The following is an 18,739-nucleotide window of genomic DNA, read 5'->3' as shown; positions in this document are numbered from 1 at the left end:
AGGTGGAGTAATTGCGTGTATTGCATATTCCAGCGGGTGGATTGCCTATGATTACTTTATGTCGTGCTCTCCAATCTCAAGGATTGAAGGCAACTGCTTGCCATTTTTATGCGAATCGCTACAACTTTGAGTCTGACGTCTGCTTAAATTTAGAAAAGATTCCTAAACACAAACATAAGGAAGAAATCAGCAAGTATTTTGAAACTGCAATAAAGGAGTATGATATTTTCCATTTTCACTTTGGCGGAACGTTCTTCCCTGATAAAAGCGATTTGGAAATCCTGCATAAGGCAGGTAAGAAGATGGTTGTCCATCACCATGGGTCGGATGCGCGGATACTTTCGGTAGCCAGCAAGAACAATCCATATGTACGAGTTAAAACCGAATGGACAGAAGAAAAGATTAGAGATGATTTGTCAAAGCTATCCAAATATGTTGATCATGCAATAGCCATTGACCATGAACTTGAGACCTATATTAAAGATTATTATAAGGAAACACATATAATCCCTAATATTGTTGATATTCATAACCTGCAGCCGAACTACCCTGCAATTAAACCAATCCCCCTTGTCGTTCATGCACCTACCAGAAGGGATTTAAAAGGTACAGAGTTTGTTTTGAATGCGGTTAAGGAATTAGAAAATAAAGGTGTTCCCATCAATTTTAAATTAATCGAGGGAATGAATCACACAGAAACGATGAAGCTCCTATCAGAAGCAGATATAGTTATTGATCAATTAAGAATTGGTTCAGCGGGCTATCTGGCTACGGAAGCAATGGCATTAGGGAAACCAGTTATTTGTTTTATCAGAGAAGATCTTGCAGACAAGTATCCTGATGAATTTCCAGTTGTCAATGCGAACCCAGATAATATTTCCGAAGTGCTAACAAATGTAATTAACAATCCATCCGAGTGGAAAACCTTAGGTGTCGCAGGCAGAGCTTATGCAAAGAAATATCATAGTGCTGCGAATGTAGTGAATCAGTATATTGATTTGTATAAAAGTTTATAAATGTATATTCTGGGAAGCAAAATGCCAAGCCGTAACGTGGTGTGCTTGCAGTCCGGGCAGCTAAAAAGAGGTGCGCAGTTTTGCCACCTCTTGATTGCTATTTACTAAAGCTTTCAAACCGGTTGATTTAACCTTTTTTGAATTCTTTCACTAAGATATTAGCGATTTTATCTGCTGTACCTTCGCCAAACAGCAATGGATATGCTTGCGGAGTCTGGATATTTTTAACGGTATTTACGATTGTATTTGTATCTGCACCAGTTAAGTGATTCCAGCCAGCTTCCACTGTTTCCAGCCATTCTGTTTCATCTCTAAGTGTGATGCAAGGCGTTCGAAGCATATATGCTTCCTTCTGCAATCCCCCAGAGTCCGTCAGAATGATGTTTGCATTCGCAGCAAGGGCAATCATATCAAAGTAATTTAATGGATCTGCGAGCTTGATGTTTGGTGAGGAAACAAGGCTGCTTAAATTAAATTCCTTTATTTTATTTTTCGTTCTGGGGTGTAAGGGAATAACGATGTTTTTTTTCAATTGGCGAAACGCTGTAAAGATTGATTTTAGGCGAACTGGATCATCTGTATTCTCTGCCCGATGAATGGTTGCTAAGTAATAGTCTTGTTCTGCAAGCGCTAAATCCTTTAAAATAGTTGAATGCTGCAAGGCATGGGGTTTAAAAAATGTTACCGTGTCATACATAATATCTCCCGTCTGATGCACCCCTTTACGTATTCCTTCATTACTTAGATTAATGACAGCAGTATCTGTTGGGCAAAACAAATAATCAGACAGATGGTCTGTAATAATCCGATTGATTTCCTCAGGCATTTTTTTATTAAAGCTGCGTAAACCGGACTCGATATGGGCGATAGGGATATGCAGCTTTGCTGCTGCAAGACTTCCGGCAACTGTAGAATTTGTATCACCGTAAACAATAATCAAGTCTGGTTTTAGGGAGGACATCAGTTTTTCCAGCTCTGCCAACATTTTTGCTGTTTGTTCACCGTGCGTTCCAGAACCTGCACCTAAATTATAATCAGCTTCTGGAAGATTCAGTTGTTTAAAGAAAACGTCTGACATATTATAATCATAATGCTGTCCGGTATGAATGATTATTTCCTCCATTTGCGGATGTTTTTTAAAAGCCTTAGACAACATGCATGCCTTTATAAATTGTGGCCTGGCACCTACTATTGTTAGTAATTTCATCTCCTGTTTCCTTCCTCATAAGTCTTTCTATAGCTTATTCTTGATGAGAATTATTGTTCAGGCCTTTATACAGAAAAAACCAGGAAGTGTTCCTAAAGCGTTGAACAAAGGAAATGAAGTGAATGCCAATTTACCTGAATAAATAATAGGAGGTTAATGATGGGGAAAAGTGTGTGTTTTTTAGTATCAGAACATCCCTTTTTAGATGCGCGAATTTTTAAAAAGGAGGCTAAAAGTCTCGTAAAAGAGGGATATCAGGTGACAATGATTGTCCCCAGAAGAAATGGTTATTTATTTGACGTAGATGGAACGATATTCCGGGAAAAGTTTCGAAAAAAACAATTCACCCATGAAGGAATCAAAATTATAACGTATGAACAGCTTTTCCCTGAGAGAAAGATAAAGCATCTCTACACTAATCTCTTATCAGCTGGGTCCAAGCGTTTTAAAGATCGCCTGACACAATTAGGCATTGCGGAGAAAGCTGACATTTACCATGCACATGAATTTCTTTCATTATACTCTGGTATCGGGATAAAACGTACACTCTCAGCAATGGGGAAAAATGCAAAACTAATTTATGACAGTCATGAGCTGGATCCTGATCCTTATGAGAAGCAAGCAAGTCGAATAAAAAAAATAAAGCGCGAGAGCCTCCAGCTTATGTTGAAAGAAACAGACCACGTTATAACCGTTTCTAAATCAATTCAATCATCTTTCAAATCCATGAATCGAGAATTGCCAGCAACGGTTATTTTTAATTCCCCAAGATTGACTCCTGAATGCAAGCCTGGACAGGGAATAAACAAGGAACTTACTTTAGTGTACGAAGGTGTGATGAATGAGACAAGAGGAAGTTTCCATAAATTAATGCAAATCACAGAAAAATGCAATGAAACATTTCCGCTAAAAGTCATCATTATCGGTGGGAGTAAGAAGCCAGATAACCCCCTTAAAATACCTCCTCATTTGAAAGATAAGATCAAGCAGACCGGCTGGGTCGATTATGAATCGGTTTCCGAAGCGATGCAAGGTGCAGATCTTGGCTGGATTGATTTAGATGCTGGACATTTATTAAATCATCGATTCGCCATGCCTAATAAATTCTTTAGCTATTTAAATAACGGGATTCCAGTCCTTGTCAATCAATGTAAAGATATGGAGGAATTTATACGGAAATACAATTGCGGCTATATTGTTGAAGGATTTCAACCGACGGCAGAGGATTATGTTCAAGCACTTCTCTACCTCAATTCCAATCGGGGCAAGCTGCCCGAAATGAGCCGAAATGCCAGAAAAATCATGGAAACCGATTACAGCTGGGACCATATGGAAAAGAGGCTTTTATCTATTTATGATAGCCTATTAAACTAGACAGATTAAATATGTGGAACAACCATATTCTATCCTATCATTCATACGTACAATCAATTCATTCCAAATGACATAGAGTATCTCATAAAGTGAAACTGACAATCAGTAGAAAAGAATGCATTTCTTCGACTGATTATCAGTTGAACAAATCGGGCGTTTAGCAGCAGTTTATTCCCGCAACTTAAGTTCCCCTATGGGATATTTACTGCCGACTTAACCTGCGATAAATAGATGAAGAAAGAGGGTTTAATATGGCGCATAATCCAAGTTCATCAATAGAGTCAGTAGCTGTTGTCGGCCTGGGAAAAATCGGGCTGACTTTAGCTGCAGTCTTCGCAAATAATGGGTATAAGGTGTTTGGTGCAGATATCAGCAAATCTGTTGTGTCTTCTATCAATCAAGGAATATCCCATATTAAAAATGAGCCTGGACTAGAGGAATTAGTCTCGCAAGCTCATAAAAATAAAGCATTATCAGCAACATCTGTTACCTCCAAAGCTGTGGAACAATCCAAAGTAATTATTGTTATTGTGCCGGTCCTAGTTGATGCGCACAATAATATAGATTATCAATTTATTGATCTGGCTGTTTTGGATATAGCGAAAGGATTGAAAAAAGGATCATTAATTATTTTTGAAACAACACTTCCTCCTGGTGACACACGGAATAGATTCGGAAAAAAAATCGAAGAAGTATCAGGTCTGAAAATGGGCGAAGATTTCTCTCTCGCATACAGTCCGGAAAGGGTTTACTCGAATCGGATTATCGATGATTTACAAAGCTATCCCAAAATAGTTGGCGGACTGGATAAAAAAAGTCTTGAGCTGGCAAAAGACTTTTACACGGTAGCATTGGGCTGTGAGTTAATTGAAGTGCATTCACTGGAAACTGCTGAGTTTTCAAAGATTGCAGAATGTGTATACCGCGATGTGAACATTGCGCTCGCAAACGAGTTGGCCCGTTTTGCAGATGAAAAAAACGTCGATATAACAGAAGTAGTTCGTGCCAGCAATAGCCAGCCCTATTCTCATATTCATAACCCGGGAATCGGTGTCGGCGGACACTGTATTCCAATCTACCCTTACTTTTTTATTAATAAAGGATTAACAAAAGGGTTAACTGCTTTATCAAGGAAGATTAATGACAGTATGGCAGATTACAGCCTGAAAAAAATAGAAAAAGAGATAGGGAGTTTGCAAGATAAAAATATACTTATTCTTGGGCTGTCTTATCGGGAGAATGTGAAGGAACCAACAAAATCAACAACCTTGACGCTAATTGAACAATTAAAGAAAAAGAACGTAAATATCTTTGTCAACGACCCTCAATTTACGGATGAAGAAATAGAAAGCTATGGTGTTTCATCGCTCCAGTTAAAGGATCCGCTTCATGCTGAAATAGATGTAATTATTAACCAAGCATTTCACCAGGAGTATGAAAACTTAGATTTTACAGCATTCAAAAAGTGCAAGCTTGTTTTTGATGGCAGGAATAAGTTGGATAAGGAAGCGATAAACAAATTAGGCATCACTTATTTTGGTATAGGAAATGAGGAAAGACAATATGAATAACAACAAGTTAACACCAATACCAATGGTTGATTTAAAGGAAGAGTTAAAGCTGCTCAGAACCCCTATCCTTGAAATGATTATGGAAGTATTAGACAGTGGAAACTATGTGCTCGGGGAAAAGGGGGAGAAGCTGGAAGAATTAGTTGCAAATTATACAGGAGCAACATACGGACTCGGTGTAGCAAATGGAACAGATGCTTTAGTTTTAGCACTGAAAGCATTGAATATTGCATCTGGAGACGAAGTGATCACATCTCCATTCACCTTCTTTGCCACTGGTGAGGCGATTGCCGAAGTTGGTGCCCGGCCCGTTTTTGTTGATATAGAAGAGGAAAGCTATAATATTGATCCCTCGAAAATGGAAGCAGCAATTACTCCAAATACAAAAGCAATAATCGTTATCCATTTATATGGAAAGGCAGCAAATATGAAGGAGATTATGGCGATTGCTCAGAAGCACGAGTTGTTTGTTATTGAGGACGCGTGTCAGGCAATCGGGACAGAATATGAAGGAAAAAGAGTTGGGTCGATTGGAGACATCGGGTGCTTTTCCTTTTTTCCTTCAAAGAACCTCGGGGCACTGGGAGATGCTGGACTCATTACAACAAACCAAAAGGAGATTTACGAAAGAATTGCGAAACTCCGTAATCATGGCAGTGACAAGAAATACCATCATTCCTTGATAGGCATGAACAGCAGATTGGATGAATTCCAGGCAGCGATTTTGCTTGTTAAACTATATTATTTAGACATTTTCCTGCATAAGAGAAAAGAGGTCGCTAAAAGGTATACAGCGAATTTGCGTGATATTTTGCTGACTCCAGCAGTCCCGGACGACCGAGAGCATACCTTTCATCAATATTGTATTGAACTTGATTCCCGTGATGCACTTGCAGCAGAATTAAATAAAAAAGAAATTGCATCAGCGATTTATTATCCCATTCCATTACATTTACAGAAGGCTTTTCATTACTTGCAATATAAAGAGGGGGACTTTCCAATCGCTGAAAAAGCGGCAAAACGAATTTTGGCACTTCCAATTTATCCAATGCTGACTTTTCAGCAGCAAGATTTCATTATTTCTGCCATCCAGGCTTATATGAAGGACCAAGAGAATACTAATTCATAGTTGATAAAAACTGCTGATAATTTTAATTCAGAGTAACTCCGTTTTTCTGGACAGATGGCTTTCTCATAGACAGTTTGACCGCTTATCTAGCTGTTACTGTCTTATAGAAAAGTTCTTATAGACAGTTTCTCCGTTTATCTAGCTGTTACCGTCTTATAGAGAGATTCTAATAACCTGTTTCTCCATTTTCCTTGTTGATACTGTCTTATAGAGTGATTCTAATAGACTGTTTCACTATTTTTCCGGCTGTTATTGTCTTATAGAGAAGTTCTTATAGACAGTTTGACCGCTTTTCTAGCTGTTACTGTCTTATAGAGAAATTCTCATAGACAGTTTCACCACTGACCCTGCTCCCTCTGGCTTTTATATATCCTGAACTAAATTGGTCAGCATTCTATTTAAAATCCGAACGAATAAAATATCGTTCGGATTTTGATATATTATAATTTTTTGTCCTAGACTTTTCGCATTGCATTGAATTGATTAAAATACAACAGAATATATACTTAGAGGTTTTTAAAAAATGCATTCCAGTGTTCTAAGTTATTTTTCGTAATACTTTCCTTATGTTCTCTGACATTATAGACTGTAAAATTTGCATACTGGAAACGATAGTCCGTTATTAAACGGTTTAGCACACTCACATCTTCATATAGTCTGCCCTGCTGAAAGAAAATAACGGGAAAACCGCCGATTGCCTTTAATGAAGATGTCCGGTAGATTCTTGGACCAAGTGGAAATGAATAAGACAGTAAATCCTTTTTTCCGTTAACCTCGCGCCCCATCGCAATCTTTTTATATTGAACATCATCAGCCGTCTGCTTCCATTTTCGAAAGTTGCCATACAATACAGCAACATCTTCAGGTGCATTTGCGAGGTGTTTTTTTATTATGGAAACAGCATCCGGATCAAGCCAGTCATCTGCATCAAGCTCAAGAATAAAATCAGATGTTGCCTCTGCTAATAAATCGTTCAGTGCTCTTGCTTTACCTTCATTTTTTTTGTGAAATATCTGAACCCCTGGGTTTCGCTGCCAGTTTTGAATGCGTTCCTTCGAGTTATCTGTCGAACCATCATCCATAATGCAGATCTGATTGGCTTTTTCGTTTTGGAAAAGGCAAGAAGCTATTGCTGTTTCTACGTATTTTTCCATGTTGTAATTGGCAATGAGTATGGAAAGGCTTGGATGTTGTTTGTCTACCTTCTGCAGCTGGTACTTCTCTGCAAATCTTTGTTTTGCGACTCGATCCGGAGTTGATTTTTCTTTAGATTTCCTTACTAATCCCTCTTGAACGTGTTGTAAGGACGCGTCGATGCCGGAAATCCAAGCAGGGAAGAGGGACTCTTTAAAAGGTAGCTGCTGATCTGGTGGAAATGGATTTTCCTGAAGTAATGCTGTCCGAACGAGCAAGGGGAGGTGTATGGATATATTTTTAATGCGATAGTTTTGTACAATCATTGCTTGCGCAGGATTCATTTCAAATGAATTCGTACTCGCAGCTGCAACAAGGTAATCTGAGTCATGAAGAAAAAGGACATACTCACTTTTTATTTTAGAAATCGCCTTATTAAGTGCTTTTACCATCTGTTTGGTTTGGAAGGAATGAATCTCTGTTATTGTCGGAAACGGCCAATGATCTGGGAGCTTATGCAATGAGATATTCTGATTTTGCAGCACAATGACAGAGTTTAATGTGGATGAGATTGTTTGTAAAGAAGTCATGGCTTTATATAAGGTCGATTGCTCAGAATAATCTATTAGAATGACAGTTATTTCTTTCATGAGGAACCCTCCAGTCCCCTAGTTTTCTTAGGCAGGTTTTAGTAAGTATAAACAATACTGATGTATATGAAATAATAATTATTTTATAACAATTAAATACAACTGCTGTTATCACGCCCACCCCCGAGTAAGCGCCCACCCGCGCCGCCCTCGCGCCTGCTAATCCGAAATATCCGCACATTAACGCGCGCTTTCCGACCACATCAGAAAGCGCGCGCTTCATGAACATCCATCCGCCAATGAGCAACCTTTTATTAGTGTGACATATTCATCTCCATCTTCCCGCTATCATCCTTACGTTGCTTTTGAATGTACCAAATCCCTATTACTAATACGAAACCAAGTACACTGCTCCATATGTTTGGAATAATTAGGATGATGCCAGCCAGGAAAAGGATGAATCGCTCCCAGAAATAAGAATTACGAATAAAGAAGCCGATGACTGCGCTGCTTACAGCAATCATTCCCAATAATGCTGTTGCTAAAGCAATGACGAGCCGTACAGGTGTAACGTCAACGAGGACGAGAATAGAATCATAGACAAATATATATGGAATAATAAAGGCTGCTATTGCTAGCTTCACTGCGATGACCCCAGACTTAAAGGGATTCGCCCTTGCTATTCCTGCGCCAGCATATGCTGCAAGACATACAGGTGGTGTTATATCTGCAACAATTCCAAAGTAAAAGACAAACATATGTGCAGCGATTGGTGCTACACCGAATTCATTAATAAGCACAGGGGCAGCAATCGTTGCTGTTACAACGTAATTTGCCGTTGTAGGTAATCCCATTCCAAGGATAAGACAAGCAATCATGGTGAAGAAAAGTGCGAGAAATAAATGCCCGCTCGATAATGCGATAATACCGGAAGCAAATTTCGAGCCGAGACCAGTGATACTGACGACGCCGGCGATAATGCCTGCAGTAGCAACCGCAGCTATAACAGGTAAAGCGACACGTGCCCCTTGTTCAAATACATCAATGACTTTTCTAATATTTATCCTTGTCTCTTTTCTTACTAAGCTCACTAAAAAGGCGGATATAATCCCTAATAAAGCTGCCCGCTGCGGTGTAAATCCAACCATAACTGTTCCAACGATTATAAATAATGGCAAGAGCATATAACCGTACTTCATCATTAATTTTCGAAAGCTTGGGAGTTCTGACTTTGGCATACCGAGGATACCCAGCTTCTTTGCCTCAAAGTGTGTGCCGATAAATATTCCTGTGAAATATAAAAATGCTGGAACAATAGCTGCAAGCATAATTGCTGCATAAGACACACCTAGATATTCCATCATAATAAAAGCTGCCGCACCCATTATTGGTGGCATAATTTGTCCACCTGTTGATGCAGAAGCTTCTGTTGCTGCGGCGAATTCTGGTTTGAATCCTGACTTCTTCATCATCGGAATGGTAAAGGATCCAGAAGCAACGGTATTGCCAACTGAGCTGCCTGAAACCATGCCTTGCAGCGCACTTGCAGCTACAGCAGCCTTTGCAGTACCGCCAGTAAATCTTCCTGTCAGCGCGAAGGCGAGGTCATTGAAGAACTTACCGATTTTTGTGTGTACGAGGACAACACCAAAAAACAGAAACAGGAAAATAAACTTTGCTGATATTTGAATGGGTGTCCCAAAAACACCGCTTTCCTTATACCATAAATCTGTTGCAAGCCGTTCAACAGCGAATCCTGGATGAGACAAAATCTGCGTAGGTACCAGATTTCCGAATAATGCGTATAAAATTGTAACGCAAGCAACGATGACAATCGGTAATCCAACAGTGCGGCGGGTTGCCTCGAGCAACAGCAAAATGCCTAGGATGGAAATGATTGTATCAAGCAAACTATATCCGGAAATACGACTCTGCAAAATGGAATCAAAAAAGATAACTTTATGATATGTCACATAAATTGCTGTAAATGCGAGGAGCACATCATACCATGGAACTGTCTTCTGTATCTTTTGGAGACCGTTTTTTGCGGGAAAAAGTAAAAAGATAATGCCTAAAGCAGTTCCTAAGTGGATTGCACCTTGCTGCTGTGAAGGAAGCGTTCCAAAATAACCAGTGTATAAATGAAAAACAGTTAAAGCGACAGCAAGAAAAGTAACAACCCATGCCCATTTCCCGATATTCTCACGAAAATTACTTTCTTTATCATATTTCTCTAATATTTCTTTTACGCCCATTTCCCGGTTTTCTTTCATCTGTTCACATCCTTCAACAAAAGTTGAATGAATTACAAGTCATCAAGACTATCAATATCGGTGTTTTCACGCGTTATAATCTGAATAACCTCCGGATAAATATGACCGATAAATGCAGTGTTTTCTACTTTATTTCCTGCAAAATCTGCTTCCCCATTTATGGCAGCCAGTGCGGGAACATGCACGGTCATCCCAAGATCCAAATCTCCATTGCTAATGCTCACAAGGTTCTCAATCGATGCTCCAGTTTCTGTATTGGTTACATTGATGGCATCGATATTATTATTCCAAATATTTGCCATTTCGCCTCCAAGCGGATAATAGGTTCCACCCTGACTGCCAGTTCCTAGGATGAGTTCCGTTTTGGCGTCTGTTGCAGTTAATTCTGCTACAGGATTGTCTACAGTTAAGCCTTGTTCTTCGTAATATCGTTTTGCTCCTGGGTGTATCGGCAGTCCCTCTGCCCCTAAAAGTGCATTTTCTAATGTCATATGTTCTGACTGTGCATGTGTATTTTCATTTGCATTTTCAACCATGCTTTTTGCAAGCTGGTACCCAAGCTCTTCATCGATTGTATCGGTATTTGCCATAAGAATTGCATATGCTGTTACGGTTTCAATATCTGATTCTAAAAAATCGTACGTATCTTGTGGGATTGTATAACGGCGGTAGCCGCTGTTTTCTTCAATATATGCGATTGCTTCATCTGAAAGCCCAACCATCTTTACATCCCCAGCAGTCGCCTGTAAACTCTCAATGCTTCCTGCAGGCAAACCTAAAATACCAATTGAAATATCAATATTCCCATCCTGTACACCATCCGCCGCATCTCCAAATCCTTCTTGATAAGCATTATAATCCTCTTCACCTATTCCATATGCCTCAAGAATTAACGTTGATGCAGTATTCGTTTCACTTGCTGGTGGTCCAATTGCTATATTTTTACCACCGCCTCCACAAGCGGCAAGAACGAATAAAATGCTAACAAGCAACAACAGAATACGAACGAACTTCATCCTATTCATCAGATTAGAACCCCTTTACTCATTTATTTTGTCCACTTTTTTGACAGCCCTCTTTGTTACCCCTTTGAAAAGGCAAGCAGTTATTACACAAAATATGTTGGAAAACCTTGTAGTATTACAACTTTCTAAACCTCTTCATAATAGAGCACTGGTTCATTTAGATAAAAAAACTGGGTATTAAAACTTTCCTGCTGCTACTTTCCCTTCTAAAAGCGTGCTTCTTAAAATACGATAATATTAGATGAAAAGAAGAACAGGGCAGTCGTTTTTAGTGGAGAGCAGCTGTCCTGAATTGGGAGGTTAGAGATGATTGCTGTTTCTGATAGGCTAAAAAGTTTACCGCCGTATGTATTTTCGGAGTTCCAATATAAAAAGGCAGAGCTCGAACAAAAGGGAGTAGATGTGATTGATTTGGGGATAGGAGCGCCTGATTTATCTGCGCCTGATTTTATTTATGAGCGGCTTGCAGTGGAAGCAAAGAAACCTGCCAACCATCGTTATTCTCCGTACAGTGGCTGTGCTGAGTTTAAAGAAGCAGTCGCAGAATATTATAAGAAACAGTATGCTGTTGATTTGGATCCGGAAACGGAGGTATTGGCATTAATCGGTTCTAAAGAAGGTATCGCAAATTTGATGCAAGCATTTATTAATCCTGGTGATGCGGTATTGGTGCCTGATCCTGGTTATCCAGTGTATAGAAAAGCGGTTCTATTGGCTGGCGGTGAAAGTATCGTATTGCCGTTGGATCAGGAAAAGGGCTATGTTCCGCAATTTGGGAGAATCTCTAAAAGGAACAGACAACGGGCTAAACTGATGCTGTTAAATTATCCAAGCAATCCGACAGGTGCCACTGTTGAATTAAGTACGTTCAGAGAAGCAGCAGCATTTTCAAAGAATAATAATATCCTGCTTGTCAATGATGCGGCATATGATCTGATAACATTTGATGAATATAAAGCTCCAAGTGTGCTGGAGATTCCAAATGCGAAAGATATTGCAGTAGAATTTGGTTCATTATCGAAAAGCTTTAATATGACAGGCTGGCGAATTGGCTATATTGTTGGGAATAAACATGTTATTAAAGCATTGGCAACACTCAAAAGTAATATTGATTCCTCGCAGTTTCTGCCTATTCAGTTGGCTGCAGCTTCCGCTCTGCGAAGTGATTTAGCAGCGACAAGAGAAAACAGCCTTATTTTTAAAGAGAGAATGGAAATGTTATGTACCGCATTGAATGAGATAGGAGTATCTGTTCAAAAGACGAGAGGAACGATTTTCCTCTGGGCCAAGGTGCCAACTGGATTTTCGTCAAGCAGTTTTGCAACTAAACTGCTGGAGGAAGCAGGGGTTATCGTCACTCCTGGAACAATATTTGGTCTATCTGGTGAGGGGTATATTCGAATTGCTCTAACTGTAAGCAAAGAGCGATTGGATGAGGTGATTCACCGTTTGAAGAAACTCCAGATAAAGGGGGAGAAATGCTAGTGTCTGTGGCAAAAAATATAAAAATGTCTGCAGCCCGTGCAATCGTTGAGTGCATGAAAAGAGCAGCTGTAGAAAAGGTATTCTGTGTGCCTGGAGAGAGTTATTTACCTGTCCTTGATGCACTTTATGATGAGCGCACGATTGATGTGATTTCTGCCAGACATGAAGGTGGAGCAGCTTTTATGGCGGAAGGATATGCGAAAGCTGCAAATAAACCAGGTATTGTTTTAGCAACGAGAGCAGTAGGCGGGGCGAACCTTTCGATTGGTGTACATACTGCCTTCCAGGATTCTACACCAATGATTGTGCTGCTTGGCCAGGTTCATCGTAAATTCCGTGGAAGAGAGGGCTTCCAGGAAGTTGAACTGGCGGAGTTTTTTGGCTCAATTGCGAAGTGGGCTGTGGAGATAAGAGATCCAGAAAGAATACCAGAAATCGTTGAAAGAGCCTTCCGGGTTGCACAAACGGGCAGGCCTGGACCGGTCGTTATTTCCTTGCCGGAAGATATTTTACCAATGGAAGGGGAGATGCAATTTGGTCCCCTGCTGCAAATTCCAAGTCCGGCTCCTTCAAAGAAAGAAATACTTCTGGTTGAGGAGATGCTTTCAACCGCAAAGAAACCAGTAATCCTCGCAGGAGGAGGAGTGAAGCTTGCACAAGCAGAATCCGAGTTGCTGAAAGCTGCAGAAAAACTCGAGCTGCCAGTATTAACTGCATTTCGCAGGCATGATGTTTTTCCGAATGATCATCCATTATATGTCGGACATCTGGGACTCGGTTCCAATAAAGAAATACTGAAGACCGTAGCAGAGGCAGATGTTATTCTTGCGGTGGGAACAAGACTTTCAGAAGTGACTACACAGGATTACTCTATTTTTACACATGGAAAAAAGTTGATTCATATCGATATTGACCCTGACACGCTGGGCAAAGTCTATGCTCCAGATATAGGGATTGTTGCCGATGCAAAGGAAGCTTTAGAGGCAATGAAAGAGTTTGAAGTGCAAACGCCCTGGTCCGAGTGGGCGACAGAGAGAAGGCAGGCATATACGATTGTGAGCAGCTTAGCTATAAGAGAAGGAGATGTAATAAATAAGCAGATTATCGGAGTGCTTGAAAATACACTTCCAGATGATGCTGTGTTAACGAATGATGCAGGTAATTTTGCAGGCTGGCTCCATGCATTTTACCCATTCAAACAAAGTAATACGTATGTCGGACCGACCTCAGGAGCAATGGGATATGGAATGCCAGCAGCCCTGGGAGTGAAGCTTGCTTGTCCGAATCGGACGGTAGTGTCTTTATCAGGTGATGGCGGGTTCATGATGACTGCTCAAGAGCTTGAAACAGCTGTCAGGTATCAAATCCCTGTTATCTGTCTCGTCTTTAATAATAATATGTATGGTACGATTCGGATGCATCAGGAATTGCATTATCCAGAGCGGGTGATGGCGACTGATTTAGGGCAGGTTTCATTTAAGGACTTAGCGCATAGTGTCAAAGCAGATGGATATCAGGTTAACTCTGCGGAAGAATTTGAACATGCTTTAAAGGAAGCGTTAAACAGTAAAAATGTTACAGTAATCGAAATTATAACGGGTAAGGAAGAAATAGCCGTTTCCTCAACAATTACTGGGATACGCAAGGCGAAAAAAACATAAAAGCCAGGCCGGATGGAATCATTCATCCACCTTCGTAAGTTAAGCGGGTGGATGGATGAATTTCCGATCCTATTTCGAAATTTATATTATCTCGTTTGAAGATGTGCGTCAGATGTTGAAGCTGAGACAAAAGAAATATAATTTAACAAAATCCGAACAATGCCTTAATTCGTTCGGATTTTAAGTGGAATCCTGACTACCTTAATTCAGAATAATATTTGTTTTGCTCTTTCCCTTATTCCTTTTGGACTGTTCCGGCTAAAAACGGATGGTTATTTCATTGAATGAAGTCAGAAGATATGCACATTAATTATCCTAATATTGTTTTTAGACTACACACTGTCATAATTTCAGAGGTGATCCCAACAAGTTCTTTTATTTTTATTTTGTTACTTCAATAAGAACACTAAATAATATTTTCAGCACGAAGCAGCCCGAATACACGAAGACTCCTGTGGGATGAGAGGCATAGGTGAGACTGCGAGTGCTTTAGCACGAGGCAGATTACATACGCCACGTCCTGTGGCAACATCTGCACTAGCACGTCCTGTGCGTCGTGGCTCACCAGCGGCCCACGGAAAGCGAAGTGTATTCGGGCTGCAATTTTCCAGGGGAGTATGCAATATACTGAATTAAATTAATCAGCACTTTCTATCGACTATGAATTATTATCCCATTGTAAAAGGTTAACTTTAAAAGCTTTTTATTCGATAATGTTCGTTTTTTATTGGTTGGTATTAAATCTGTCTCAGTCTGAGCGTTCTGCCCTATAATTCGCAAAACCATGTCCTATTCATTTCTAACATTCAACCTCCTTAATCAAGAACACGAATCCATGGTATATTAATAATAGAAAATTCAATATTGAAAGGATTGAGAGAATTGAACACAGTCTTTATTGCGGGGCATTCGAGACTGCCATCCGGAATGGCGGCAAAGAACATCTATGACACACTTACCATTACAGCGGAAATAGATAAAAAATATGGCGTTATCGTAACAGCGGGTTGTACCCTGGCAACGGAACACGGGAGAGGCTTTGTTCAATACCTGTTAAAAGGACATAGTTTACAAGACGGAATTGATGTGCCAACGAAATTAATTAAGGAACATTATTTAGGTAAAGCTGGCAATGCACTCGTTTCAGCATTAAAGGACTTATACAAGCAATATGAACAGTGTAAAATGAAAGAAACATTAGAATAATTTATAGTACAGGCTGGTCAACTATTCTATCAGCAAAAATTTTGGTGAGTCTCTGATAGATGAAGAGACTCCACATCATAAAAAAGCCTAACTTCATAGGAAAGCAATTAAAGGCGAGCATGTTTTTTAGAAAAACGAAAAATAGAGGATTTGTTTTTTTTGAACGGATAAGAAGACCCCGCTGATCAAGTTAATTCAGTGTTTTGAGTAAGCTTGTGCGGTTTTAGTGGTCCTCTCAACACCCGCACAAGCTATATTTTCATTTGTTCGGAAGATGAAGATTGCTCTCGTCGACCGTACCAGCTCCAATTTCGTTCGGGCAATTAAAGTTAGACCATTCAGTTACTCTATTCCAATCGATATAAACTTCTTCTCAAGGAATTCGTGCATTCCATGGTGACCGCCTTCTTTTCCGATGCCGGATTGTTTTATTCCGCCAAATGGGGCTTCCGGAGTTGCGGGAAATACATCATTGATACCGACAATCCCATAATCCAGTTTTTCAGAAGTGCGGATGGCACAGTTCGTATTTTCAGTAAAGACATAAGCAGCCAAGCCATAATCTGAATTATTGGCAGCATGTATCACTTCATCTTCCTTTTTAAATGTTTGGATAGGAAGGAGCGGTCCAAATGTTTCTTCGCTCATTATAATCATTTCATCTGTTGCATTTGACAGAATGGTAGGCTCGTAGAAGTATCCATCTAAATCACCGTTCCAGGCAGTACCCCCGCAAATCACTTTTGCACCTTTTTCTACAGCATCTTCCAAGTGAACATGCACTTTATCCAATGCTTTTTTATTGATTAATGGACCAAGTTCAATTCCTTTCTCCAGACCAGAGCCGATTTTTAGCTGCTTTACTTTTTCAGTTAACACTGCAGTGAATTCCTCTGCAATGGATTCGTGTACATATAATCGATTCGTACAAATACAGGTTTGGCCATTGTTTCTAAATTTACTTCCTAACACGAGTGTCGCGGCTTTCTCCATATCAGCATCTTCAAAAACAATGCTTGGCGCATGGCCACCCAGCTCAAGTGACAGCTTTTTCACATGTGCAGCACTTTCCTGGATTAAGTATTTGCCTACTGCCGTTGATCCAGTAAATGTGATCAGTTTAACGTCTTTACTTTCAAGCAGGGCTTTACCTATTGCCTCTGCATCTCCAGTTACTAAATTCAGCACACCATCGGGAATACCCGCCTTTTGGAAAATCTTCATTATTTCAATCGCGGAAAGCGGCGTTTCTGGGGCTGGTTTTAAAACAATCGTACATCCTGCGGCAAGGGCGGGAGCAATTTTGCGGGTAATCATAGATGATGGGAAATTCCATGGTGTAATTGCTCCAACTACTCCGATTGGCTTTGGTATAACGAGTAATCGCTTCGATTGGCTGGAGGGAGGAATCCATTCGCCATATCCTCTGCTTGCTTCTTCTGCATACCATAATAAGAAGGAGGCGGCACCTTTTACCTCACCGATTGCTTCTGTTAGAGGCTTCCCTTGTTCAAGAGTTAAAATTTCACCAAGACGTTCGGCATTCTGCGTCATCAGCTCCGCAGCTTTGTATAAAATACGAGAGCGCTCACGTCCAGTCGTTTCACTCCAGGAAGAAAAGGCTTTACTGGCAGCTTGAATTGCTTCAGCTGTTTCAATTTCTCCACCATAGTCTACCTCTGTGATGGGCTCCAATGTAGCAGGGTTATAGATGGTTTCTGTTTTCCCTGTAAAATCCTTCCAAATGCCGTTAATCCATATACTTTTCGTTTTATTTTCTAAGTTCACGCAGACACGCTCCTCAAAATAAAATAGGACAGAGGGGAGGTGCTTCAAACACCTGTCCCTTTGTCTGTTTACTGTTTAATCGTTTCAGAATCCCATGCCGGCAGCATTTTATTTAACTGTTTATCCTGACGATAGCCCAGCACATACTCTGCCTGCATAATCGTATGCACTTCACGTGTTCCTTCATAAATGACCGGAGCTTTTGAATTACGTAAATAGCGTTCGACTGGATATTCATCGGAATAGCCGTAAGCCCCATGGATTTGGACAGCATCATCTGCAGCCTGATTGGCAAAATCACATGCTTGCCATTTCGCGAGTGAGGTTTCCCGGGTATTGCGTTTTCCTTGATTTTTTAATTCTCCAGCACGATAAACGAGGAGCCTGCTCATTTGTAAACCGGCTTCCATTTTGGCAATCATTTGTTGGACGAGCTGATGTCTGCCGATTTCTTTTCCAAAAGTTTCACGCTCATGGCAGTACTTAACACTTGCTTCGAGACAGGCGATGATTTGACCAACTGCACCGGCTGCAACAGTGAAGCGCCCATTATCTAAAGCCGACATGGCAATCTTAAAGCCTTCACCTTCCACGCCAAGCAGGTTTTCCTTTGGCACCTTCACATTATCGAAAAATAACTCGCCGGTATTCCCTGAGCGAATTCCATGTTTTCCTTTAATTGCTTTCGATGAAAATCCTTCCCATGCACGTTCAACAATGAAGGCAGAAATTCCTTTGTGTTTTTCTGATTTGTCACCCGTATAGGCGAAAACTAAAAAGTGATCTGCAAGATCGCAAAGCGAAATCCATGTTTTTTGACCGTTTAAAATATAGTAATTCCCGTTTTTAACTGCAGTTGTCTCTAACGCAGCGACGTCAGAGCCTGCACCTGGTTCAGTAAGACCGAATGCACCGATTTTTTCTCCCTTAGCCTGGGGGAAGAGGTATTTCTTTTTTTGGTCTTCGGTACCCCATTGCAGCAATGTCATGCTGTTTAAGCCGGTATGAACGGAGACAGCTGTACGGAACGCAGTATCGCCTCGTTCCAGTTCTTCACAAACGATAGCAAGTGCATTATAGTCCATTCCGCTGCCGCCATATTTTTCTGGGATACATACGCCCATAAAGCCAAGTTCAGCAAGTCTATTCATAATGCGCACATCGAATTTTCCTTCCCGGTCCCATTCTGCTATATAAGGCATAATTTCTTTATCAGTAAAGTCCCTCACCGTTTTACGCAGCATGTTTTGTTCCTCTGAGAATTCAAAGTTCATCTAATC

General features: G+C 40.4%; 13 protein-coding genes. 7 read left to right on the top strand and 6 right to left on the bottom strand.

Annotated features, from left to right (window positions below; all coding sequences use genetic code 11):
- Positions 1-11: 11 nt before the first annotated feature.
- Positions 12-1,016, top strand: a complete 1,005-nt coding sequence (locus NST93_RS10665) for a glycosyltransferase family 4 protein (RefSeq protein WP_405096825.1) — start codon at positions 12-14, stop codon at positions 1,014-1,016.
- Positions 1,017-1,143: 127 nt separating this feature from the next.
- Here the strand turns inward: NST93_RS10665 and wecB are convergent, their stop codons facing one another.
- The gene (gene wecB, locus NST93_RS10660) at positions 1,144-2,223 is read right to left on the bottom strand and encodes a non-hydrolyzing UDP-N-acetylglucosamine 2-epimerase (RefSeq protein WP_405096823.1); all 1,080 of its coding nucleotides are present in this window, start codon (positions 2,221-2,223) and stop codon (positions 1,144-1,146) included.
- A gap of 159 nt (positions 2,224-2,382) precedes the next feature.
- On the opposite strand from wecB, the gene NST93_RS10655 reads away from it, so the two are divergent.
- The 3 genes from NST93_RS10655 (at position 2,383) to NST93_RS10645 (ending at position 6,297) form a co-directional block, all read left to right on the top strand.
- The gene (locus tag NST93_RS10655; protein WP_405096821.1) at positions 2,383-3,597 is read left to right on the top strand and encodes a glycosyltransferase; all 1,215 of its coding nucleotides are present in this window, start codon (positions 2,383-2,385) and stop codon (positions 3,595-3,597) included.
- A gap of 251 nt (positions 3,598-3,848) precedes the next feature.
- Positions 3,849-5,168 (top strand): nucleotide sugar dehydrogenase, encoded by a 1,320-nt coding sequence (locus tag NST93_RS10650; protein WP_405096819.1) that lies wholly within the window; start codon positions 3,849-3,851, stop codon positions 5,166-5,168.
- A complete protein-coding gene (locus NST93_RS10645; protein ID WP_405096817.1) occupies positions 5,161-6,297 on the top strand; it encodes a DegT/DnrJ/EryC1/StrS family aminotransferase in 1,137 nt (378 codons plus the stop codon). The genes NST93_RS10650 and NST93_RS10645 overlap by 8 nt, the downstream gene beginning before the upstream one ends.
- Before the next feature lie 506 nt (positions 6,298-6,803).
- On the opposite strand, the gene NST93_RS10640 is transcribed toward NST93_RS10645, so the two are convergent.
- The 3 genes from NST93_RS10640 to NST93_RS10630 form a co-directional block, all read right to left on the bottom strand.
- Entirely contained in the window at positions 6,804-8,081 is a 1,278-nt protein-coding gene (locus tag NST93_RS10640; RefSeq protein WP_405096815.1) for a glycosyltransferase family 2 protein, read from the bottom strand.
- 254 nt (positions 8,082-8,335) lie between these two features.
- A complete protein-coding gene (locus tag NST93_RS10635) occupies positions 8,336-10,294 on the bottom strand; it encodes a TRAP transporter permease (RefSeq protein WP_405096813.1) in 1,959 nt (652 codons plus the stop codon).
- A gap of 32 nt (positions 10,295-10,326) precedes the next feature.
- Positions 10,327-11,319 carry a TAXI family TRAP transporter solute-binding subunit gene (locus tag NST93_RS10630; RefSeq protein WP_405096811.1) on the bottom strand — a complete coding sequence of 331 codons (993 nt, stop codon included), beginning with the start codon at positions 11,317-11,319 and terminating at the stop codon, positions 10,327-10,329.
- A 306-nt stretch (positions 11,320-11,625) separates the two neighbouring features.
- Between NST93_RS10630 and NST93_RS10625 the strand changes: the two genes are divergently transcribed.
- The 3 genes from NST93_RS10625 to NST93_RS10615 all read left to right on the top strand — a co-directional run bounded on the left by NST93_RS10625 (position 11,626) and on the right by NST93_RS10615 (position 15,671).
- Positions 11,626-12,804: an LL-diaminopimelate aminotransferase gene (locus tag NST93_RS10625; RefSeq protein WP_405096809.1), complete on the top strand. Its 1,179-nt coding sequence runs from the start codon at positions 11,626-11,628 to the stop codon at positions 12,802-12,804.
- A 23-nt stretch (positions 12,805-12,827) separates the two neighbouring features.
- Positions 12,828-14,465, top strand: a complete 1,638-nt coding sequence (locus tag NST93_RS10620; RefSeq protein WP_405103838.1) for a thiamine pyrophosphate-dependent enzyme — start codon at positions 12,828-12,830, stop codon at positions 14,463-14,465.
- Positions 14,466-15,347: 882 nt separating this feature from the next.
- Positions 15,348-15,671, top strand: a complete 324-nt coding sequence (locus tag NST93_RS10615; protein WP_405096807.1) for a DUF3870 domain-containing protein — start codon at positions 15,348-15,350, stop codon at positions 15,669-15,671.
- Between the two features lie 342 nt (positions 15,672-16,013).
- Here the strand turns inward: NST93_RS10615 and NST93_RS10610 are convergent, their stop codons facing one another.
- Positions 16,014-17,459 carry an NAD-dependent succinate-semialdehyde dehydrogenase gene (locus NST93_RS10610; protein ID WP_405096805.1) on the bottom strand — a complete coding sequence of 482 codons (1,446 nt, stop codon included), beginning with the start codon at positions 17,457-17,459 and terminating at the stop codon, positions 16,014-16,016.
- A 68-nt stretch (positions 17,460-17,527) separates the two neighbouring features.
- Positions 17,528-18,733, bottom strand: a complete 1,206-nt coding sequence (locus tag NST93_RS10605) for an acyl-CoA dehydrogenase family protein (RefSeq protein ID WP_405096803.1) — start codon at positions 18,731-18,733, stop codon at positions 17,528-17,530.
- Positions 18,734-18,739: the final 6 nt, after the last annotated feature.

Origin of the sequence: Oceanobacillus sp. FSL H7-0719 (assembly GCF_045040795.1) — a bacterium.
Taxonomy (GTDB): domain Bacteria; phylum Bacillota; class Bacilli; order Bacillales; family Amphibacillaceae; genus Oceanobacillus.
The sequence above is the reverse complement of the archived record's forward strand: the minus strand, read 5'-3'. Positions and strand labels throughout refer to the sequence as shown.

What these genes read in the sequence shown, in the direction of transcription:
- NST93_RS10605 (WP_405096803.1), bottom strand. Translation starts at nt 18,733, where the DNA reads ATGAACTTTGAATTCTCAGAGGAACAAAACATGCTGCGTAAAACGGTG.
- NST93_RS10625 (WP_405096809.1), top strand. Translation starts at nt 11,626, where the DNA reads ATGATTGCTGTTTCTGATAGGCTAAAAAGTTTACCGCCGTATGTATTT.
- NST93_RS10635 (WP_405096813.1), bottom strand. Translation starts at nt 10,294, where the DNA reads ATGAAAGAAAACCGGGAAATGGGCGTAAAAGAAATATTAGAGAAATAT.
- NST93_RS10620 (WP_405103838.1), top strand. Translation starts at nt 12,828, where the DNA reads ATGTCTGCAGCCCGTGCAATCGTTGAGTGCATGAAAAGAGCAGCTGTA.
- NST93_RS10655 (WP_405096821.1), top strand. Translation starts at nt 2,383, where the DNA reads ATGGGGAAAAGTGTGTGTTTTTTAGTATCAGAACATCCCTTTTTAGAT.
- wecB (WP_405096823.1), bottom strand. Translation starts at nt 2,223, where the DNA reads ATGAAATTACTAACAATAGTAGGTGCCAGGCCACAATTTATAAAGGCA.
- NST93_RS10645 (WP_405096817.1), top strand. Translation starts at nt 5,161, where the DNA reads ATGAATAACAACAAGTTAACACCAATACCAATGGTTGATTTAAAGGAA.
- NST93_RS10630 (WP_405096811.1), bottom strand. Translation starts at nt 11,319, where the DNA reads ATGAATAGGATGAAGTTCGTTCGTATTCTGTTGTTGCTTGTTAGCATT.
- NST93_RS10650 (WP_405096819.1), top strand. Translation starts at nt 3,849, where the DNA reads ATGGCGCATAATCCAAGTTCATCAATAGAGTCAGTAGCTGTTGTCGGC.
- NST93_RS10640 (WP_405096815.1), bottom strand. Translation starts at nt 8,081, where the DNA reads ATGAAAGAAATAACTGTCATTCTAATAGATTATTCTGAGCAATCGACC.